Here is a 14,838-nt window from a genome sequence, read left to right on the forward strand (position 1 = left end):
GCCCTAAATTGGCCAAAACCCATCCAGTACCCAGACAATTCGACGAACGACACGCATCGGCCGCTGCGCGCCCCAAATCATGTGCTCATCGGACTACTGGTGAAATATCCGGGCTAGCACGCGGCCCGGCTTTGACTGGTTTGCTTTCAGCCGGCGACGTGTTTTTCGTGGGTTTTCGGGGAACGGTCGCCATGGTGGACCACAGTATGTATCAAGCGGGGAGCCGGCTGTTTGCTACAGTATTGATAGCTTTCTGCGCCCAATGGACGGGGGCTTGAAGCCGATTTGATGCATAAGTCGGCGCGAACAGTCAATCCGGCACAAACCGCTTCTTGAACCTTGCTTCATCTTCCGGCAACTCCAGCGTCACCAGTTGCCCCATCTTGCCGTCGCTGAGCCGGCAGGCCGCGAACAGGCTGGACTTGCCCTTGAAGTCGTAGCTGTCCATGTCGATCAGCATGTAGGGGAAGGGCACAAACACCTGCTGCGCAAAAATGACGCGGTGCCGGTTGCGTGGCGACGGAAACAGCTTGTAGTCGTCGGTGGTGATTGCCTGAGCGGGTGCCATGGTGTTCTGGGTGGATTGCGGTGGAGATCCTTGGGGGGTGATTGAATCACGCTTTTGCCGTCGCGCCGCGATCAGGCCCGGGGCTTCCAGCTGTCGCGACGCCGGATGCAGTGGACCCACACCGTACCGGACATGTGCGCGACAGCTCAGGCAGCATGGCATCGCATGTGCGCTGCACCGCCATTGCTCGCAAAGGTGGCAAAGGACGGATGCAGAACCGAGCTGCGCGTGGTCCGCCGGCAGCGTGGCGGAGCCGGTGCTCATAAAAGATGGGAGTGGACCGGCATGAAAGGCGCGCCGGTCGCCGGCGTCTGGCACGAAGTATCAGTATTCGCGAATGATGGGAATGCCGCCGCCACTGCCGCGCTCCTGCGGCGTGACCGGCCTCCCCGGCACCACGACATAACCCGGTGGCGCAGCGCCTGGCGCGGGCTGCGATGGAATCACCACGCCCACACCGGGCGGTGCCGCTTGCGGATACACCGGCTGCTGCTGCACCGGCGGCGGGTAGCCAGGATTCGGACTGCCGTCAGGCGAGGAGGGAGGAACCACACGACCCACCGGCGGGAACAGGCCGTTGAACCAGTCGTTAATCGGATTGGACGGCTGTGGGGCTGTCGCACTGGAGTTCTTTTGCACATCAAAACGTACCTGGCTATTGACCACCTTGCTGCGCAGCGACGCCGAGAAGAAATCACCCACGATGGGCAGCGCACTGTGCGCCCCCTGCCCCCAGTAGTCATTGAGCGTGATGCGGTTGTCGTTGAAGCCAACCCAGGCGCCTGCGACAAGCTGCGGGTGCATCAGGATGAACCAACCATCGGTGTTGTCCTGCGTGGTTCCGGTCTTGCCGGCCACATCGGCCTGGATGCCGTGACGGCTGCGGATACCGATGCCCGTGCCCTGGTCAATCACGCCGCGCATCACGTCCACCAGCGTCTCGGCGGTGGACGCCTGCATGGCCTGCTCGGGCGCTTTGACCTGCCAGCTTTCCAGGACCTTGCCGTTGCGGTCCTCCACACTGGCGACGATGAAGGGCTCAATGTAGCTGCCCTTGTTGGCGATGGTGGCATAAGCGGCCACCATCTCCCTGAGCGTGACCGGGCTGGTGCCCAGCGCCAGCGACATCACCTCCTCCAGCTTGCTCTGGCGCACGCCGGCCGCCTGCGCCAGCGCGGCGACCTTGGCCGGTCCGACGCTTCGCATGACTTGCGCGGTGATGGTATTTTTGGAATACATCAGCCCTTGGCGCAGTGTCATGGGCGCATAGCTGGGCCCGCCGCTGTCGGTGGGCCGCCAGACCTGGTTGCCGCCCAGTGAAATTTCAACCGCGTCATCCATGTAGGTGTTTGTGGGGCGCGCACCGTTTTCAAAAGCCGCACCATACACAAAAGGCTTGAAGGTTGAGCCCGCCTGCCGGCGCGCCTGCTGCACATGGTCAAACGGGTCGGTCGCGAAATCGCGGCTCCCGACCCAGGCCTTCACGTGGCCACTGGACGGCTCGAGCGCCATGAAACCCACCTGCAACCTTGTTTTGTCCTGACGCAGCGCCTGCATGAAGGCTGCATCGGCTTGCAGGCGCTGGAGGATGGCGTCGTCGGCCTCGCCCTGCTCCTTGGCGGCCTTGTACGCGGGCGTTTCGCGCACCAGCGCCCGCACCAGATCTTTTCTGCCAGCCCATCCGCGCGGGCCCCACTCGTTGTTGGCCACGCCCTGCAGGCGCTCGCCCTGGCGGGTGACCGCCTCATTGGCCAGCTTTTGCAGCCGCGAATCTATCGTGGTGCGCACCACCAGCCCGTCGGCATAGATGCTGTAGTCGTTGCGGTCGGCCCATTCAATCAGCCAGCGGCGCAGAAACTGCGTCAGGTGCGGCGCGTCGCCCAGCGGCTCGGTCTGGCGCTCGAAGTCCACCTTGAGCGGGCGCTTTTTCAAGGCTTCAAGCTTTTTGGCGTCAAGCTTGTTGTGTTTGACCATCTGGGCAAGCACCAGGTTGCGCCGCTGTTTCGCGCGCTCGGGGTTGATCACCGGGTTGTAATAACTGGTGCCCTTGAGCATGCCGACCAGGGTAGCGCTTTCGAGCACGTCGAGCTTGCTGGCCGACTTGTCGAAATAGGTTTGGGCCGCCATCTCGATGCCGAAGGCGTTGTACAGAAAGGGGACGGTGTTCAGGTAGGTCTCAAGGATCTCGTCCTTGTTGTAAATGGCCTCAATCTTCAGCGCGGTGATGACCTCCTTGAACTTGCGCGTCAGGCTGCGCGATCGGCCAACCTCTTCCGGGTAGAGATTGCGCGCCAGCTGCTGGGTGATGGTCGAGCCGCCCTGCAGCTCACCGCCAAAGGTGCTCAGCACCGCGCCGCCTATGCGCGTGAAGTCCAGGCCGTGGTGATCGTAAAAGCGGTGGTCCTCGGTGGAGATCAGCGCCGCCACCACATTGGGTGAAATGTCAGCCAGCTTGATGCGGCCGCGGTTGGCGCCCTTGAAAGCGGCCAGTTCCTTGTTGTCCATCGACATCACCCTGGCCGGCTGCTGGGTCCTGGACTTCTGGATGTCGCGGATGCTGGGCGTGAAAGGAATCAGCAGCAGCACGTACAGCAGCACCAGCGCAGGCAGGGCCGCCAGTGACAAGGCCACGCCACGTAAGGTCGGGTGACGCAGGTGGTACAGGGCTCGCGTGGCACATGTCTTGACGGATGTCATGACAACGGGCCGGAAGCGGTCGTAAAGGTCGAAAAACTTGTTCATCGGCTGCCAGTGTAGGCGCTTGGGCTGGCTCGTCGTTACGGGTTGGGACAGGCGCAGGTTCAGGGATTCAGGCTGGTCCGACCTTCTTGAGCGGTTGCCAGCCGGCAAATTGCGGGTAATGGCGCTGTACCACCGCGCCATTGAAATCCCAGGCGATACATTTGCCCAGGTGGTAAGGCGGCCCGGCGTTGTCGGACTCGGGCAGGCCCGCTTGGGCGCGCAGGTTTCCGCGGTACACCGGCACCGTCTGGTAGGCCGCTGTCGCCATGTTGAACAGCAGCTCGCGCAGGTGGGTGCAGCCGCGTGTGCCGCCGAGTGCCTTCTCGATGGCCTGCCGCCAGCCTGGCCCCATGGTGACACCCACCATCTGCTGCAACGGTTCTACCCCCTGCTGGCATTCGTCAAAGGGGGTGTGGTCGCTGGCGGTGATCATCTCGCGGATGGTCAGGTGATCGTCCACCGTCGCACGTATGGCCATGCTGTGGATGGGCGTGCCCGGCGGCACGCTGCGCTCGGAGCGGGCATGCGCGTAAGTGCGCACGTCGGTCATCTCGGCCTCGATGTCCCACAGGCCGTCCTCACGCAGGTAGCCGCGGTAGACCACGGCGCGGGTGTGCAGGTGTTGGCGGGCATGGGGGGCGGGCAAGGGCATGGAAAGGTTTCGACGGGCTGAAAGCACCATTTTCCTCGCAAGCCGGGCCGCTTGCTGCGCCAGCGGCGACACGCCGGTCCATTGGTCAATGAATCGGCCGCCAGCCCATGACTGCCGGGCGTAAGTAGCTATCATTTTTGTAGCGACATTCATTCACGTCAGCGCCGGGGGATTGAATCCGGCAAGCCGCTGCGACAGAATGCGGCCATGGCCAGTTCCCCCCTTTTCCTGCAAGACACCCCCACACTGCGCATCGGGGAGCTTGCGCGCCTGAGCGGCCGCAGCGTGCACACTATCCGCTGGTACGAAGCCCAGCGCCTGATGCCCGGCGCCGCGCGCGACGCGGGCGGCCGCCGCGTGTTTTCGCAGGCGCATGTGGCGTGGCTGGGCCTGCTGGACCGTCTGCGCGCCTCCGGCATGAGCGTGCGTGACATGCAGGCCTATGCGCGCGGCGTACGCCAGGGCAAGCCCGCGCTGGCCGAATGCCGCGAGCTGCTGGCGCAACACCGGTTGAAGGTGCAGCAGCGCGCCGAAGAATTGCGCACCGCGGCCACGCTGATGGATCACAAGATTGCGATGTACGACAAATGGCTGGTGCGCGCGGCAAGCGGCGGTAAGCGGCTGCCTTGAACTTTCTGTCAGGCCGGCGCGTCCAGCGCCGTGTCTACCAGCTGCGTGTCCAGGTACTCCACCAGCTCGACCAGCTTGCCGTCTGCCAGGCGGCAGACATAACAGTACTGGTTGTTGTAGGACCTCCCCTTGTGGGTGGTGACTTCACCGCGGCACTCGACCACCACCATGTCGTCCTCAGCCACAAACCGGGTGGCGCGGTTGACATAGGTACCGGCAAACTGCGCAAAGAGAGGCTTGAACAGCTGCTCGCGCACCACTTGTTTGCCTTCGTAACGACGCGACCAGGCCGTCTGCCCGGTCAGGATCCAGCAGAAGTTGTCAGCCATGGCATCGACAAAGGGCCGGCCATTGCCCTGTGCCAGTTCAGTAAAAATGAATCGCATCAGCTGCTTGTTGCCGGTGGAAGGTAAGGTGCTCATGTGGGTGTCCTCGTCATACAAAGGGGAAGGGACGCGCATTGGGCAAGCTCGAGTGCACTCGAGGTCAAGCGTTTTTGTTTCACACAAAACCGTCAGGCACAGTCCGCATGGTCCATGCCACCAGATCGGTCAGGGCTCGGACACCGGTGGCGGCACGGTCTGCAGAACCGGCAGTTCGCGCGGGGATGCGGCCGGTTGCTCCACACGCGGGTCCGGCGCCTGCACCGCCGGCGGCAGCTCGGCTACCGCCGGCGGCGCGGCCGAATGGATCTGGATGGTCACGTACTTGATCGGCGGCGGCGAAAGCTGGCCCGAAGGGGCCGGCACAGCGGCTGCCCCACCGGCCACTGCGCTCCCCAGTGGTAGCTCGGCCGGCGTGATCTCCACCAGCGGCGCGCCCGGCAGCAGCAGCGGATCCAGGCCCGGCGGCGGCGCCTGTTTGCTCAGCCCGTCCGGCGCCGTGAATTTGGCGCGCGCATCAAGCACTTTTGCCTTGATCGCCTGCTGAAAAAACTCGCCCACCATGGGCAGCGCACTGGTCGCTCCCTGGCCCCAGCGCTCACCCATGGTCACGCGGTTGTCGTTGAAGCCGACCCAGGCACCCGCGACAAGCTGCGGATGCATCAGGATGAACCAGCCGTCGGTGTTGTCCTGGGTGGTGCCGGTCTTGCCGGCCACGTCGGCGCGTATGCCGTAACGGCTGCGGATGCCCGCGCCCGTGCCCTGATCCACCACGCCGCGCATCACGTCCACGAGCATGTTGGCGGCGCTGGATGACATGGCGGCCTCGGCCACAGCAGGCGAAAACTCTTGCAGCACCCGGCCGTTGCGGTCTTCCACGCGGGTGATCAGCATGGGCTCCACATAACGGCCGTCATTGGCCAGCGTTGCGTAGCTGGCCACCATTTCCTTCAGTGTCACCGGGCTGGTGCCCAGCGCCAGCGACAACACCTCGTCAAGCTTGCTCTGGCGCACGCCCATACTGCGCGCCAAGGCTGCCACTCGCTGCGGGCCGACGATCTGCATGACTTGAGCGGTGATGGTGTTTTTGGAATAAACCAGGCCTTCGCGCAGCGTCATGGGCGCGCCGGTGGGGCCGCCGCCGTCGCTGGGCCGCCAGAAGCTGCCGTCACCGAGGGCAATGTCCACAGACTGGTCCACGAAGCCGTCGAAAGGCCGCGAGCCGTTCTCAAAGGCTGCGCCGTAGACAAAGGGCTTGAAGGTCGAGCCGGGCTGGCGGCGCGCCTGCGCCACATGGTCGAACTGGTCAACGGCAAAATCGCGGCTGCCAACCCAGGCCAGCACATGGCCGTTGGCGGGGTTCAGCGCCAGGAAGCCGGCTTGCAGCCGCGTCTTGTCTTCGCGCAGCTTCTGCATGAAGGCCGTGTCTGACGCCACCGACGCCACCGCCTGCCCATCATCCTTGCCGGCGGCGATGGCCGCCTTGTACCCGGCCGAGTCGCGCACAAAGGCCAGCATCAGGGCGCGCTTGCTGCCTTTGACGGTCCAGCCGGATTTGTGTGCCCAGTCCGTATCCGAGAGGGTCTGCAGCTTGTCCGCCTGGCGCGCCACCGCCTCGTTGGCCATGGCTTGCAGGCGTGAGTCCAGGGTGGTGCGAAGCACCAGGCCGTCGGCATAAATGTTGTAGCTGTTGCGGTCAGCCCATTCGATCAGCCAGCGGCGCAACTGCTGCGTGAAATGCGGCGCCGGACCGATCTCGGGTTCCTGCCTTTCGAAGTCCACCCTGAGGGGCTGCTGCCTGAGCGCGGCAAGGTCTTCGGTTGGCAATTTCTGGTGCCTCACCATGCGGCCCAGCACCGTGTTGCGTCGCTGCAGGGCGCGCTCCGGGTTCACCACCGGGTTGTAATAACTCGCGCCCTTGAGCATGCCGATCAGCGTTGCGCTTTCCAGTACGTCCAGGGTGTCCGCAGTTTTGTCGAAGTAGGTGCGCGCCGCCATCTCAATGCCATAGGCGTTGTAGAGAAAAGGCACGGTGTTCAGATAGGTCTCAAGAATCTCGTCCTTGGAATACACCGCCTCGATCTTCAGCGAGGTGATGGCCTCTTTGATCTTGCGGGTCAGGGTGCGTGAACGGCCAATATCCTCGGGGTAAAGATTGCGCGCCAGTTGCTGCGTAATGGTCGAGCCGCCCTGCACCCTGCCCTGCACCGTGTGCAGCGCCGCGCCGACCGTGCGTCGCAGGTCCATGCCGCGGTGCGCGTAAAAGCGCGCATCCTCGGTGCTGATCAGCGCGTTCACCACATGCGGCGAAATCCCCGCCAGCGGCACCCATTCGCGGTTGGCGCGGCTGAACACCGTCAGCTCCTGCCCGTCGGCCGTCAGCACGACCGAAGGCTTGGCCGCCTTGACCTTGCGCAAGTCGCTGATACTGGGCGTGAAGGGAATCAGCGCCAGCGCATAGATCAACAGCACAACAGGCACGGCCAGCAGCCCCAAGACCATGCCGCGCAGGGTCGGATGGCGCAGGCCATGGCCCACGGCTGCAGTCCACACGCGCAGGCGGGAAGGGGCGGGCTCTTTCGGATCGATATCGGGCTCTGTACTCATGTGCGGGGAGCCTAGAGCACGGTCCAGTGGGGATCTGTAGGACGTCAGGCAGAGTCGGTATCGGCACGCGCAGGCGCGGGCTGTGTTCACATTCAGTCGCCGGCCGCGTTCAGCAGGCTGCGGTCACCGCCTACAGGCGGGGCGACCCGGCCGGCCTAGGCTACCGGCAGCGACTATCCCCCCCTCTCAGGAGATTTCCATGATCCAGCCCGGCGCAGAATCCGACCGCATTGATGTCAACGAACCCGCCGCGTGCGCGACCTGGGCCAAAAAACTCTCAAGCACGGAAGACCCATTGCGCGATGCGGTGGCCGCAGTCGGGGACAGGGCAGCCGAGGTCGAAATGCACCTCCAGGGCTCCCGCAGCACCACCAACGCAGACCGCGTTCGCGAAGCTGGCGGCTCGTGAGCGACTTTCTTGGCAGCGCGCTGCACGGCGCCTCGGCGCTTTTGCTTGGCATCATCGTCCTGTTGGGCCTGGTCATCTGGTCCATCAAGCGACATCGCAGTCCCAAACTCAAGATTGAATGCGGCGCGTCGATAGACACGCTGATGCCCTCGCTGGCCGGGTTGAGCCTGGGGAGCGTCACGACAGGCAACTCGGTTGAGTTACTAGAAAACGGCGCTTTCTTCGACGTGCTGATCGCGCGCATGGGCGCGGCGCAACAAACCATTCACTTTGAAACCTTTCTCTGGAAAGAAGGCGTGCTGGGCCAGCGCCTGGCTGACGCGCTGTCTGAACGCGCGCGCGCCGGCGTCCAGGTGCGGGTGCTGCTTGACGCCACAGGCTCCAAGGAAATCGGCAAGGGCGAGCGCAAGCAGATGGAAGCCGCCGGCTGCAGGGTGGTGATGTTTCATGAGCGCTCCATCTACAACATCGGTGTGATGAACGAGCGCGACCACCGCAAGCTCGCGGTGATCGACGGCAAGGAAGCCTTTGTCGGCGGCCACTGCGTGGTGGACGCGTGGCTGGGGAATGCCGAAGACGGCAAACATTACGCTGACCTCAGCGTCCGACTGCACGGCCCCATCGTGCACAGCGTGCAGGCGGCTTTCAGCGAGAACTGGGGCGGCCAGACCGGCGAACTTTTTGTCGGCGACGATGTTTTTCCCGAGCTGGCGCCTGCCGGCAAGGTCAGCATCAACGCCGCCTATGCCAAGCCCGAGGGCTCGGCCCCGGCGGTGAAGATTCTTCACCACACCGTGATCTGCCTGGCCAAAAAACGTATCTGGATCCAGAACCCCTACTTCATCCCCGAACCCGAGGCCATCGACGCCTTTGGCGCAGCCGTCAAGCGCGGCGTCGACGTTCGCGTGATGATGCCGTCCACGAGCGGTTCAGACAACCCCATGGTGCAACACGCCGGTCACCGCAATTTTGAGAAACTGCTCAAGTGCGGCGTGCGCCTGTTCGAGTACCCACACACCCTGCTGCACCAGAAGGTGATGACCATCGACGGCGTCTGGAGCGCCATCGGCTCCAGCAATTTCGACGACCGGTCCTTCGACACCAACGACGAGATCACGCTGAGCATCCAGGACGAAGCCCTGGCCGGCCAGCTCGATGCCGTGTTTGAGAAGTACGTGGACCGCTGCCAAGAAATCGAGCTCAAGGCTTGGCAACAGCGCGGCCTGTGGCACAAGTTCAAGGACAACTGGTTTTATTTGTTCAATGAAGTGTTTTGAGGTGACAGGCGGGATGCGAGCCGTCCGTGCACAATAAAACTGTCACTTTCCGGAACAGCTGCATGACCACCACTCCCGAAAACTGCCGCGTCAACTACATCGAACTGAATGTTGGGGACATAGGCAAAGCCAAGGCCTTCTACGGCAAGGCCTTCGGCTGGACCTTTGCCGACTACGGTCCTGAATATGCCGAGTTCTCCGACGGCGCCATGAAAGGCGGCCTGACCACCACAGCGCCCCCTACGCCGGCCGGCGGCCCGCTGGTGATTCTTTATGCCGACAAACTCGAAGCTGCGCAGGCGAGCGTGCTCGCCGCCGGCAGCAAGGTCAGCCGCGAGATTTTTGACTTCCCCGGCGGGCGACGCTTTCACTTCATGGACATCGACGGCTATGAACTGGCGGTGTGGTCCAGCCAATGAGCGGGGCCTCCATCACCGACGATGACACGGTCTGGCGCTTCAGCTTTCGCCCCCTGACCACAGCCGACCTGCCCCTGCTGCACCAGTGGGTGGCGCGCCCGCACTGGACCGAGTGGTGGGGCGAGGCGCCAAGCCTGGCCGAGGTCGAGGCCGACTACGGCCCCTGGATTGCCGACCCGGCCAAGGTGCAGCCACACATCGCGCTGCTTGACGGCCAGCCCTTTGCGTACATCCAGTCCTATGTGGCAAAAGATTCAGGCGGCGGCTGGTGGGCAGACGAAACCGACCCCGGCGTGCGCGGCATCGACCAGTCGATTGCCGACGCCGCGCATCTCGGGCGTGGCCTGGGCACGGCGATGGTGAAGGCGTTTGTCGCGAAGCTGTTCAGCGACCCGCAGGTGACCCACATCCAGACCGACCCGGACCCGCGCAATGCACGCGCCATCCGCTGTTATGAAAAAGCCGGCTTTCGCCCCATCGGTGAAGTGTTGACACCCGACGGCACGGCGCTGCTGATGATCTGCAAACGCCCGGAACAGCCATGAGCCCAACGCCCGCAGCAACCACCCACAAGGGCGAAGCCATCCTGCAGTTCCGCTACCAGGCCGAGTGGGCGCAGTGGCTGGACACGCACCATGCCGGCAAGGCCGTCTGGGTGCGGCACGCCAAAAAAGGCGCACCCGCCGCCACCCTGACCAGTCCGGAAGCGCTGGAGGTGGCTCTGTGTTTCGGCTGGATCGACGGCCAGCGCAACGCCGAAAGCGTGCACTACTACCTGCAGCGCTGGTGTCCGCGCGGCCCGCGCAGCATCTGGTCGCAGATCAACAAGGACAAGGCGCTGGGCTACATCCAGAGTGGGCACATGCAGCCGGCCGGCTTGGCCGAGATCGAGCGTGCCCGCGCCGACGGCCGCTGGGACGCCGCCTACGCACCCGCCAGCAAGGCCGAAATCCCGCTCGACCTGCTAGCCGCGCTGGCCGCACAGCCCGGCGCTGCAGAATTTTTCGCGACCGTCAGCGCGCAAAACTGCTACGCCGTGCTGTTCCGCATCCAGACCGCGAAAAAGCCAGAGACGCGGGCGCTGCGCATTGAACACTTCGCACAAATGCTGGCGCGCGGGGAAACCGTGTACCCGCAGGGCGCGCGCAAGCCCAACCCGGCCGGAGCCTGACCTGACAGGCCTCAGGGAGCAAAAAAAGGGGGGGGTGGGTCATCCCGGATACGACATCGGTCGGCTTGGAGTTCAATACGGTCAGGAACAGCCCGCTGCCCTCTGCGAGACAGACGCGCATGTCCTGACCCAACCTGCAACCACTCCAAGGAACTCTCATGCGCAAACTCTCCTGTCTCGCTGCTGCGGGCGTCGCCGTCGCCCTGCTCACTGCCTGTGTCACCGCACCCGGTCCCGGCTCCATGAGCTTTTTTATCACCAGCGTGGGCAGCGGCAAGGGCGCTGACCTGGGCGGCCTGGCTGGCGCCGATGCGCACTGCCAGCGCCTGGCCACAGCGGCCGGCTCCACCGGAAAAACCTGGCGCGCCTACCTGAGCACGCCGCCCACCTTCGCTACACCCACAACACCCGCCGGGGCCGCCACCCATGCGCGCGACCGCATCGGCGCGGGCCCGTGGTTCAACGCCAAAGGCATGCTGATTGCCCGCGACCTTGGCCATCTGCACAACGGCAACAACATCAGCAAGGACACCGCGCTCGACGAGCGCGGCAACGGCATCAAGGGCCGGGGCGACACGCCCAATGAACACGACATCCTGACGGGCTCGCGCTCGGACGGCACGGCTTTTGCACCGCAGACCGATACCACCTGTAAAGCCTGGACCAGTTCGACCGAGGGCTCGGCCATCGTCGGGCACCACGACCGTGTTGGCCCCAACACCGACAACTGGGCCAAGTCATGGAACTTCTCGCACCAGTCGGCCGGCTGCAGCCAGGAAGCACTGATCCGCACCGGCGGCTCGGGCAAGTTCTACTGCTTCGCGGCGAACTGAGCTGGCGGGGCGAAAGCCCCCGTCATCCCGGTCTGCGGCCAGGATGCCCATTTTTTCGGTCAAATCGGCCTTCAGCCCCCGTCCCACCTGCGCAGACAGCTATTATTTAGATAGCAGTTGACCACCGGCGGTCAGGAGCCCGGGCCGATCTTGTTACCTTGGTCCGTGGTTTTTCAGCATTGACAGCGCTTGCCCGGCGGCCGGGCGTAAAGAAGCTTGATGCAGCGCAAACCGGCCCCATCATGGAAGCAGCACCATTGCTGATTACCTTGAAGGAGCCGACCTTGACCACCACCGCCGTCGTCCTGGCACGCAAACTGCCCATGCGCGCCCTGCTCATGTTTCTGATGTGCCTGGCCTTCCAGCTCGCCGCCTGGGTGCTGATCGTCATTGCGCTGCTTCAGCTGGGTTTTGCCACTTTTAGCGACGAGCCCAACCCACGACTGAAGAGCCTGGGCCGCAGTGTGGGGCGCTACATCGGCCAGATTGCGGCCTTTGTGTCTTTCTCGACCGAGGCCGCGCCCTTCCCCTTCAGCGACTGGCCAACGACCGAGGCCTGATCGTTATCAAGGTTAATGGCCAAATCGGCCTTCAGCCCAGGGTGGACCTGCGCAGGCAGCTATCACTTTCATAGCAAACAGTGACCTGGACTGGCCGTCCGCGCAAACCAGGATTCAGGGCGTCACGCGCCCCAGCACCTTGAGGCTGCCGTCGGCCGCGGGCCGCAGCACCACCCCCTCGGCCGAGGCCGCGTAGCCCCCCGTCAGCGCCGTGATGTTGACCTGGTGCGTCACCACCACCAGCGCGCCCGGGCCGCGCCAGCGCGACAAAATGGCGCGGGCCTGCGCCGTCTGCGCGTCGCTGATCCCGGCCGATCTGCTGAAAAACGAATTGAAGGCCGGCTCATCCGTCGCCAGATCACCAAACGCCAGCCGCGCCGTCTCACGCCCGCGGCACCACTGGGAGGTCAGCACCGCATCTACCTTGATCTTGCGGCTGCGGAACCGCTCGCCCAGCCTGCACGCCTCGGCCCGGCCCCTGTCGTCGAGGTTGCGCTGCGTGGTGCAATCGTTGAGCTTGAAGTTGGTCGGGTCGCCCACCCCCGGCGCGTTGGCATGTCGAAACAGCACGATGGTGCCCGGCTCGATCAGCTCGGGCCAGGCGTCTGCGGCTGCGGCGGATACGGAAGCGGCCAGCAGCGCGACGCCCAAAAATGTGCAAATTGAAGGATCAGGCGTTTCATGCCGACAGGCTAACAAAGCGGGCTTATCCCGGCGGGTTGTGGGTGCAAGTTGCCGATTCCGCAATGCCCCACGCGGTTGCCGGCAAATCGCTTCCGGGGCAAGATGAGCGCATGTATTTCCAGTCGCCCCAGTACCTCTGGCTGATGCTCGTGCTGCCCCTGCTGCCGATGGTTTACCTCTGGTTGCTGCGGCGCCCGGGCAAGCCGGCCGTGCGCTACAGCAACCTGGGCATGGTTCGCGCAGCAGCCAGCGGGCGCAGCTGGCGGCAACACCTTCCAGCCGCCCTGCTGCTGCTCGCCCTCGCCGGCTTGCTGCTGGCGGCGGCGCGGCCCATGGCGCGGGTGCCACTGCCTTGGGCGCGCACCACCGTCATCCTGGCGATGGATGTGTCGCTCAGCATGCGCGTGGGCGACGTCAAGCCCACCCGCATGGTGGCCGCGCAGGAGGCCGCCAAGCTGTTTCTGCAGGACCTGCCCAGACACGTCGAGGTCGGGCTGGTGACCTTCGCCGGCAGCAGCCAGGTGGCGCACGTGTCCACGCTGGACCGCCCGGCATTGGTGAAGGCCATCGACGGCTTCCAGATGCAGCGAGGCACAGCGGTCGGCAGCGCCATCGTCAGCAGCCTGATCGAGCTGTTTCCAGACCACGGCATCAACCTGGAAGAGCTGACCTTTGGCCTCAAGCCGCGCGGACGCAGCCTGGACGACAAGGGCAAGCCTCCGTCGCAACAAATCACGCCGGTGGCACCCGGCTCCTACGATGCCGCCGCCATCATCCTGCTCAGTGATGGCCGCCGCACCACCGGCGTAGACACCCTGGAAGCCGCAAAAATGGCCGCCGACCGCGGCGTGCGCATTCATGTCATCGGCCTGGGCAGCGTGGACGGACCCGGCGCCGCCATGCCCGAAGGCATGCCCATCTATTTGCAACTCGACGAACCCACCCTGCGCGAAGTCGCCCGCATGACCGGCGGCGAGTACCACCATGCGGGCACGGCGGAAGCGCTGCGCAGCGTCTACGAGAAACTCGGGTCGAGGGTGCAGGTGCAGACGCGCGAAACCGAGGTTACGGCCTTGCTGGCTTTGCTGTCGACGGGGTTGGCGCTGGCGGCTGGGGTGCTGTCGCTGCTATGGTTTCGGCGGGTTGTTTGAACACTTAGGGTGAGAGATTGGAGGTCGCAGTTCATAAGAAGACTGCATAACAGCGGCGTCACTTCTCCATCAGCTGGTCGGCTCACACCCCACGCTTGAGCGCCACCGCAAACCCCCGCGCCACCGCAGACCGCGCCAGCATCGCCCGATACCACCGCAACACATTCTGAAAATCCGCCAGTTCGATCTGGTGCCGCTCATGCCGCCAGACCCAGCCGACGATGGCGAAGTCGGCTATCGAAATTTCTTCGCCTGCAAAGAAGGCGTGATCGGCCAGGCGGCGGTCCATCACGCCGTAGAGGCGTTTTGTCTCGGTCATGAAGCGCTCCAGGCCGTAGCGGCGGTCGGCTTCGTTGTCCAGCGCGATGAAGTGGTGCACCTGGCCGGGCATGGGGCCGAAGCCGCCCATCTGGAACATCAGCCATTCCATGACCGCCACGCGGGCGCGTGGGTCGTTGGGCAAAAAGGTGCCGGTCTTTTCAGCCAGATAGATCAGGATGGCGCCGGACTCGAAGACGCTGATGGGCTCATCGCCGGGGCCGTTGGTATCGACGATGGCGGGAATCTTGTTGTTTGGGCTGATCTTGAGGAAGTCGGGCGCGTTCTGCTCGCCCTTGGTGATGTCCACCACATGCACCTCGTAAGGCAGGCCCATTTCTTCAAGCGCGACGCTGATCTTGCGGCCGTTGGGGGTGTCGAAGGCGTAGAGCTGGATGGTCATGGGGTTTTGTGTTGTAGGGGAGCCAGAAGCA

General features: G+C 64.3%; 16 protein-coding genes. 9 read left to right on the forward strand and 7 right to left on the reverse strand.

The window, feature by feature from the left end:
- Window positions 1-310 precede the first annotated feature (310 nt).
- The 3 genes from H0W47_RS12055 to H0W47_RS12065 all read right to left on the reverse strand — a co-directional run bounded on the left by H0W47_RS12055 (window position 311) and on the right by H0W47_RS12065 (window position 3,962).
- The gene (locus H0W47_RS12055) at window positions 311-568 is read right to left on the reverse strand and encodes a hypothetical protein (RefSeq protein WP_296924632.1); all 258 of its coding nucleotides are present in this window, start codon (window positions 566-568) and stop codon (window positions 311-313) included.
- 324 nt (window positions 569-892) lie between these two features.
- A complete protein-coding gene (locus H0W47_RS12060) occupies window positions 893-3,265 on the reverse strand; it encodes a transglycosylase domain-containing protein (RefSeq protein ID WP_296924685.1) in 2,373 nt (790 codons plus the stop codon).
- Window positions 3,266-3,377: 112 nt separating this feature from the next.
- Window positions 3,378-3,962 (reverse strand): DUF2889 domain-containing protein, encoded by a 585-nt coding sequence (locus tag H0W47_RS12065; RefSeq protein WP_296924634.1) that lies wholly within the window; start codon window positions 3,960-3,962, stop codon window positions 3,378-3,380.
- A gap of 207 nt (window positions 3,963-4,169) precedes the next feature.
- On the opposite strand from H0W47_RS12065, the gene H0W47_RS12070 reads away from it, so the two are divergent.
- Window positions 4,170-4,592 carry a MerR family transcriptional regulator gene (locus tag H0W47_RS12070; RefSeq protein ID WP_296924636.1) on the forward strand — a complete coding sequence of 141 codons (423 nt, stop codon included), beginning with the start codon at window positions 4,170-4,172 and terminating at the stop codon, window positions 4,590-4,592.
- An 8-nt stretch (window positions 4,593-4,600) separates the two neighbouring features.
- Here the strand turns inward: H0W47_RS12070 and H0W47_RS12075 are convergent, their stop codons facing one another.
- Window positions 4,601-5,014 (reverse strand): nuclear transport factor 2 family protein, encoded by a 414-nt coding sequence (locus H0W47_RS12075; RefSeq protein ID WP_296924638.1) that lies wholly within the window; start codon window positions 5,012-5,014, stop codon window positions 4,601-4,603.
- Window positions 5,015-5,143: 129 nt separating this feature from the next.
- Window positions 5,144-7,477 carry a transglycosylase domain-containing protein gene (locus H0W47_RS12080; RefSeq protein ID WP_296924687.1) on the reverse strand — a complete coding sequence of 778 codons (2,334 nt, stop codon included), beginning with the start codon at window positions 7,475-7,477 and terminating at the stop codon, window positions 5,144-5,146.
- Window positions 7,478-7,781: 304 nt separating this feature from the next.
- Between H0W47_RS12080 and H0W47_RS12085 the strand changes: the two genes are divergently transcribed.
- From H0W47_RS12085 to H0W47_RS12115, 7 genes are all read left to right on the forward strand, one after another.
- A complete protein-coding gene (locus H0W47_RS12085) occupies window positions 7,782-7,991 on the forward strand; it encodes a DUF3606 domain-containing protein (protein ID WP_296924640.1) in 210 nt (69 codons plus the stop codon).
- Window positions 7,988-9,268: a phosphatidylserine/phosphatidylglycerophosphate/cardiolipin synthase family protein gene (locus H0W47_RS12090; protein WP_296924641.1), complete on the forward strand. Its 1,281-nt coding sequence runs from the start codon at window positions 7,988-7,990 to the stop codon at window positions 9,266-9,268. Before H0W47_RS12085 ends, H0W47_RS12090 begins: the two co-directional genes overlap by 4 nt.
- A gap of 62 nt (window positions 9,269-9,330) precedes the next feature.
- Complete coding sequence (locus tag H0W47_RS12095; RefSeq protein ID WP_296924643.1) at window positions 9,331-9,687, forward strand: VOC family protein; 357 nt, start codon at window positions 9,331-9,333, stop codon at window positions 9,685-9,687.
- Window positions 9,684-10,232: a GNAT family N-acetyltransferase gene (locus H0W47_RS12100; protein WP_296924645.1), complete on the forward strand. Its 549-nt coding sequence runs from the start codon at window positions 9,684-9,686 to the stop codon at window positions 10,230-10,232. The genes H0W47_RS12095 and H0W47_RS12100 overlap by 4 nt, the downstream gene beginning before the upstream one ends.
- Window positions 10,229-10,858, forward strand: a complete 630-nt coding sequence (locus tag H0W47_RS12105) for a YdeI family protein (protein WP_296924647.1) — start codon at window positions 10,229-10,231, stop codon at window positions 10,856-10,858. Before H0W47_RS12100 ends, H0W47_RS12105 begins: the two co-directional genes overlap by 4 nt.
- A 158-nt stretch (window positions 10,859-11,016) precedes the next feature.
- Entirely contained in the window at window positions 11,017-11,691 is a 675-nt protein-coding gene (locus H0W47_RS12110; RefSeq protein ID WP_296924649.1) for a hypothetical protein, read from the forward strand.
- Between the two features lie 284 nt (window positions 11,692-11,975).
- Entirely contained in the window at window positions 11,976-12,251 is a 276-nt protein-coding gene (locus H0W47_RS12115; protein ID WP_296924651.1) for a DUF4389 domain-containing protein, read from the forward strand.
- 114 nt (window positions 12,252-12,365) lie between these two features.
- Here H0W47_RS12115 and H0W47_RS12120 read toward each other — a convergent pair whose 3' ends face one another.
- A complete protein-coding gene (locus H0W47_RS12120; protein ID WP_296924653.1) occupies window positions 12,366-12,950 on the reverse strand; it encodes a histidine phosphatase family protein in 585 nt (194 codons plus the stop codon).
- Window positions 12,951-13,045: 95 nt separating this feature from the next.
- On the opposite strand from H0W47_RS12120, the gene H0W47_RS12125 reads away from it, so the two are divergent.
- Window positions 13,046-14,086 carry a VWA domain-containing protein gene (locus H0W47_RS12125; protein ID WP_296924655.1) on the forward strand — a complete coding sequence of 347 codons (1,041 nt, stop codon included), beginning with the start codon at window positions 13,046-13,048 and terminating at the stop codon, window positions 14,084-14,086.
- Between the two features lie 82 nt (window positions 14,087-14,168).
- Here H0W47_RS12125 and H0W47_RS12130 read toward each other — a convergent pair whose 3' ends face one another.
- Window positions 14,169-14,807, reverse strand: a complete 639-nt coding sequence (locus H0W47_RS12130; protein WP_296924656.1) for a glutathione S-transferase N-terminal domain-containing protein — start codon at window positions 14,805-14,807, stop codon at window positions 14,169-14,171.
- Window positions 14,808-14,838 lie beyond the last annotated feature (31 nt).

Source organism: Polaromonas sp. (genome assembly GCF_013817205.1).
Lineage (GTDB): Bacteria > Pseudomonadota > Gammaproteobacteria > Burkholderiales > Burkholderiaceae_C > Polaromonas.

Bases quoted from the DNA above. Each gene is read 5' to 3' on its own strand.
- H0W47_RS12070 (WP_296924636.1), top strand. From the start codon at position 4,170: ATGGCCAGTTCCCCCCTTTTCCTGCAAGACACCCCCACACTGCGCATC.
- H0W47_RS12085 (WP_296924640.1), top strand. From the start codon at position 7,782: ATGATCCAGCCCGGCGCAGAATCCGACCGCATTGATGTCAACGAACCC.
- H0W47_RS12100 (WP_296924645.1), top strand. From the start codon at position 9,684: ATGAGCGGGGCCTCCATCACCGACGATGACACGGTCTGGCGCTTCAGC.
- H0W47_RS12110 (WP_296924649.1), top strand. From the start codon at position 11,017: ATGCGCAAACTCTCCTGTCTCGCTGCTGCGGGCGTCGCCGTCGCCCTG.
- H0W47_RS12095 (WP_296924643.1), top strand. From the start codon at position 9,331: ATGACCACCACTCCCGAAAACTGCCGCGTCAACTACATCGAACTGAAT.
- H0W47_RS12130 (WP_296924656.1), bottom strand. From the start codon at position 14,807: ATGACCATCCAGCTCTACGCCTTCGACACCCCCAACGGCCGCAAGATC.
- H0W47_RS12125 (WP_296924655.1), top strand. From the start codon at position 13,046: ATGTATTTCCAGTCGCCCCAGTACCTCTGGCTGATGCTCGTGCTGCCC.
- H0W47_RS12075 (WP_296924638.1), bottom strand. From the start codon at position 5,014: ATGAGCACCTTACCTTCCACCGGCAACAAGCAGCTGATGCGATTCATT.
- H0W47_RS12065 (WP_296924634.1), bottom strand. From the start codon at position 3,962: ATGCCCTTGCCCGCCCCCCATGCCCGCCAACACCTGCACACCCGCGCC.
- H0W47_RS12080 (WP_296924687.1), bottom strand. From the start codon at position 7,477: ATGGTCTTGGGGCTGCTGGCCGTGCCTGTTGTGCTGTTGATCTATGCG.
- H0W47_RS12105 (WP_296924647.1), top strand. From the start codon at position 10,229: ATGAGCCCAACGCCCGCAGCAACCACCCACAAGGGCGAAGCCATCCTG.
- H0W47_RS12060 (WP_296924685.1), bottom strand. From the start codon at position 3,265: ATGACATCCGTCAAGACATGTGCCACGCGAGCCCTGTACCACCTGCGT.
- H0W47_RS12055 (WP_296924632.1), bottom strand. From the start codon at position 568: ATGGCACCCGCTCAGGCAATCACCACCGACGACTACAAGCTGTTTCCG.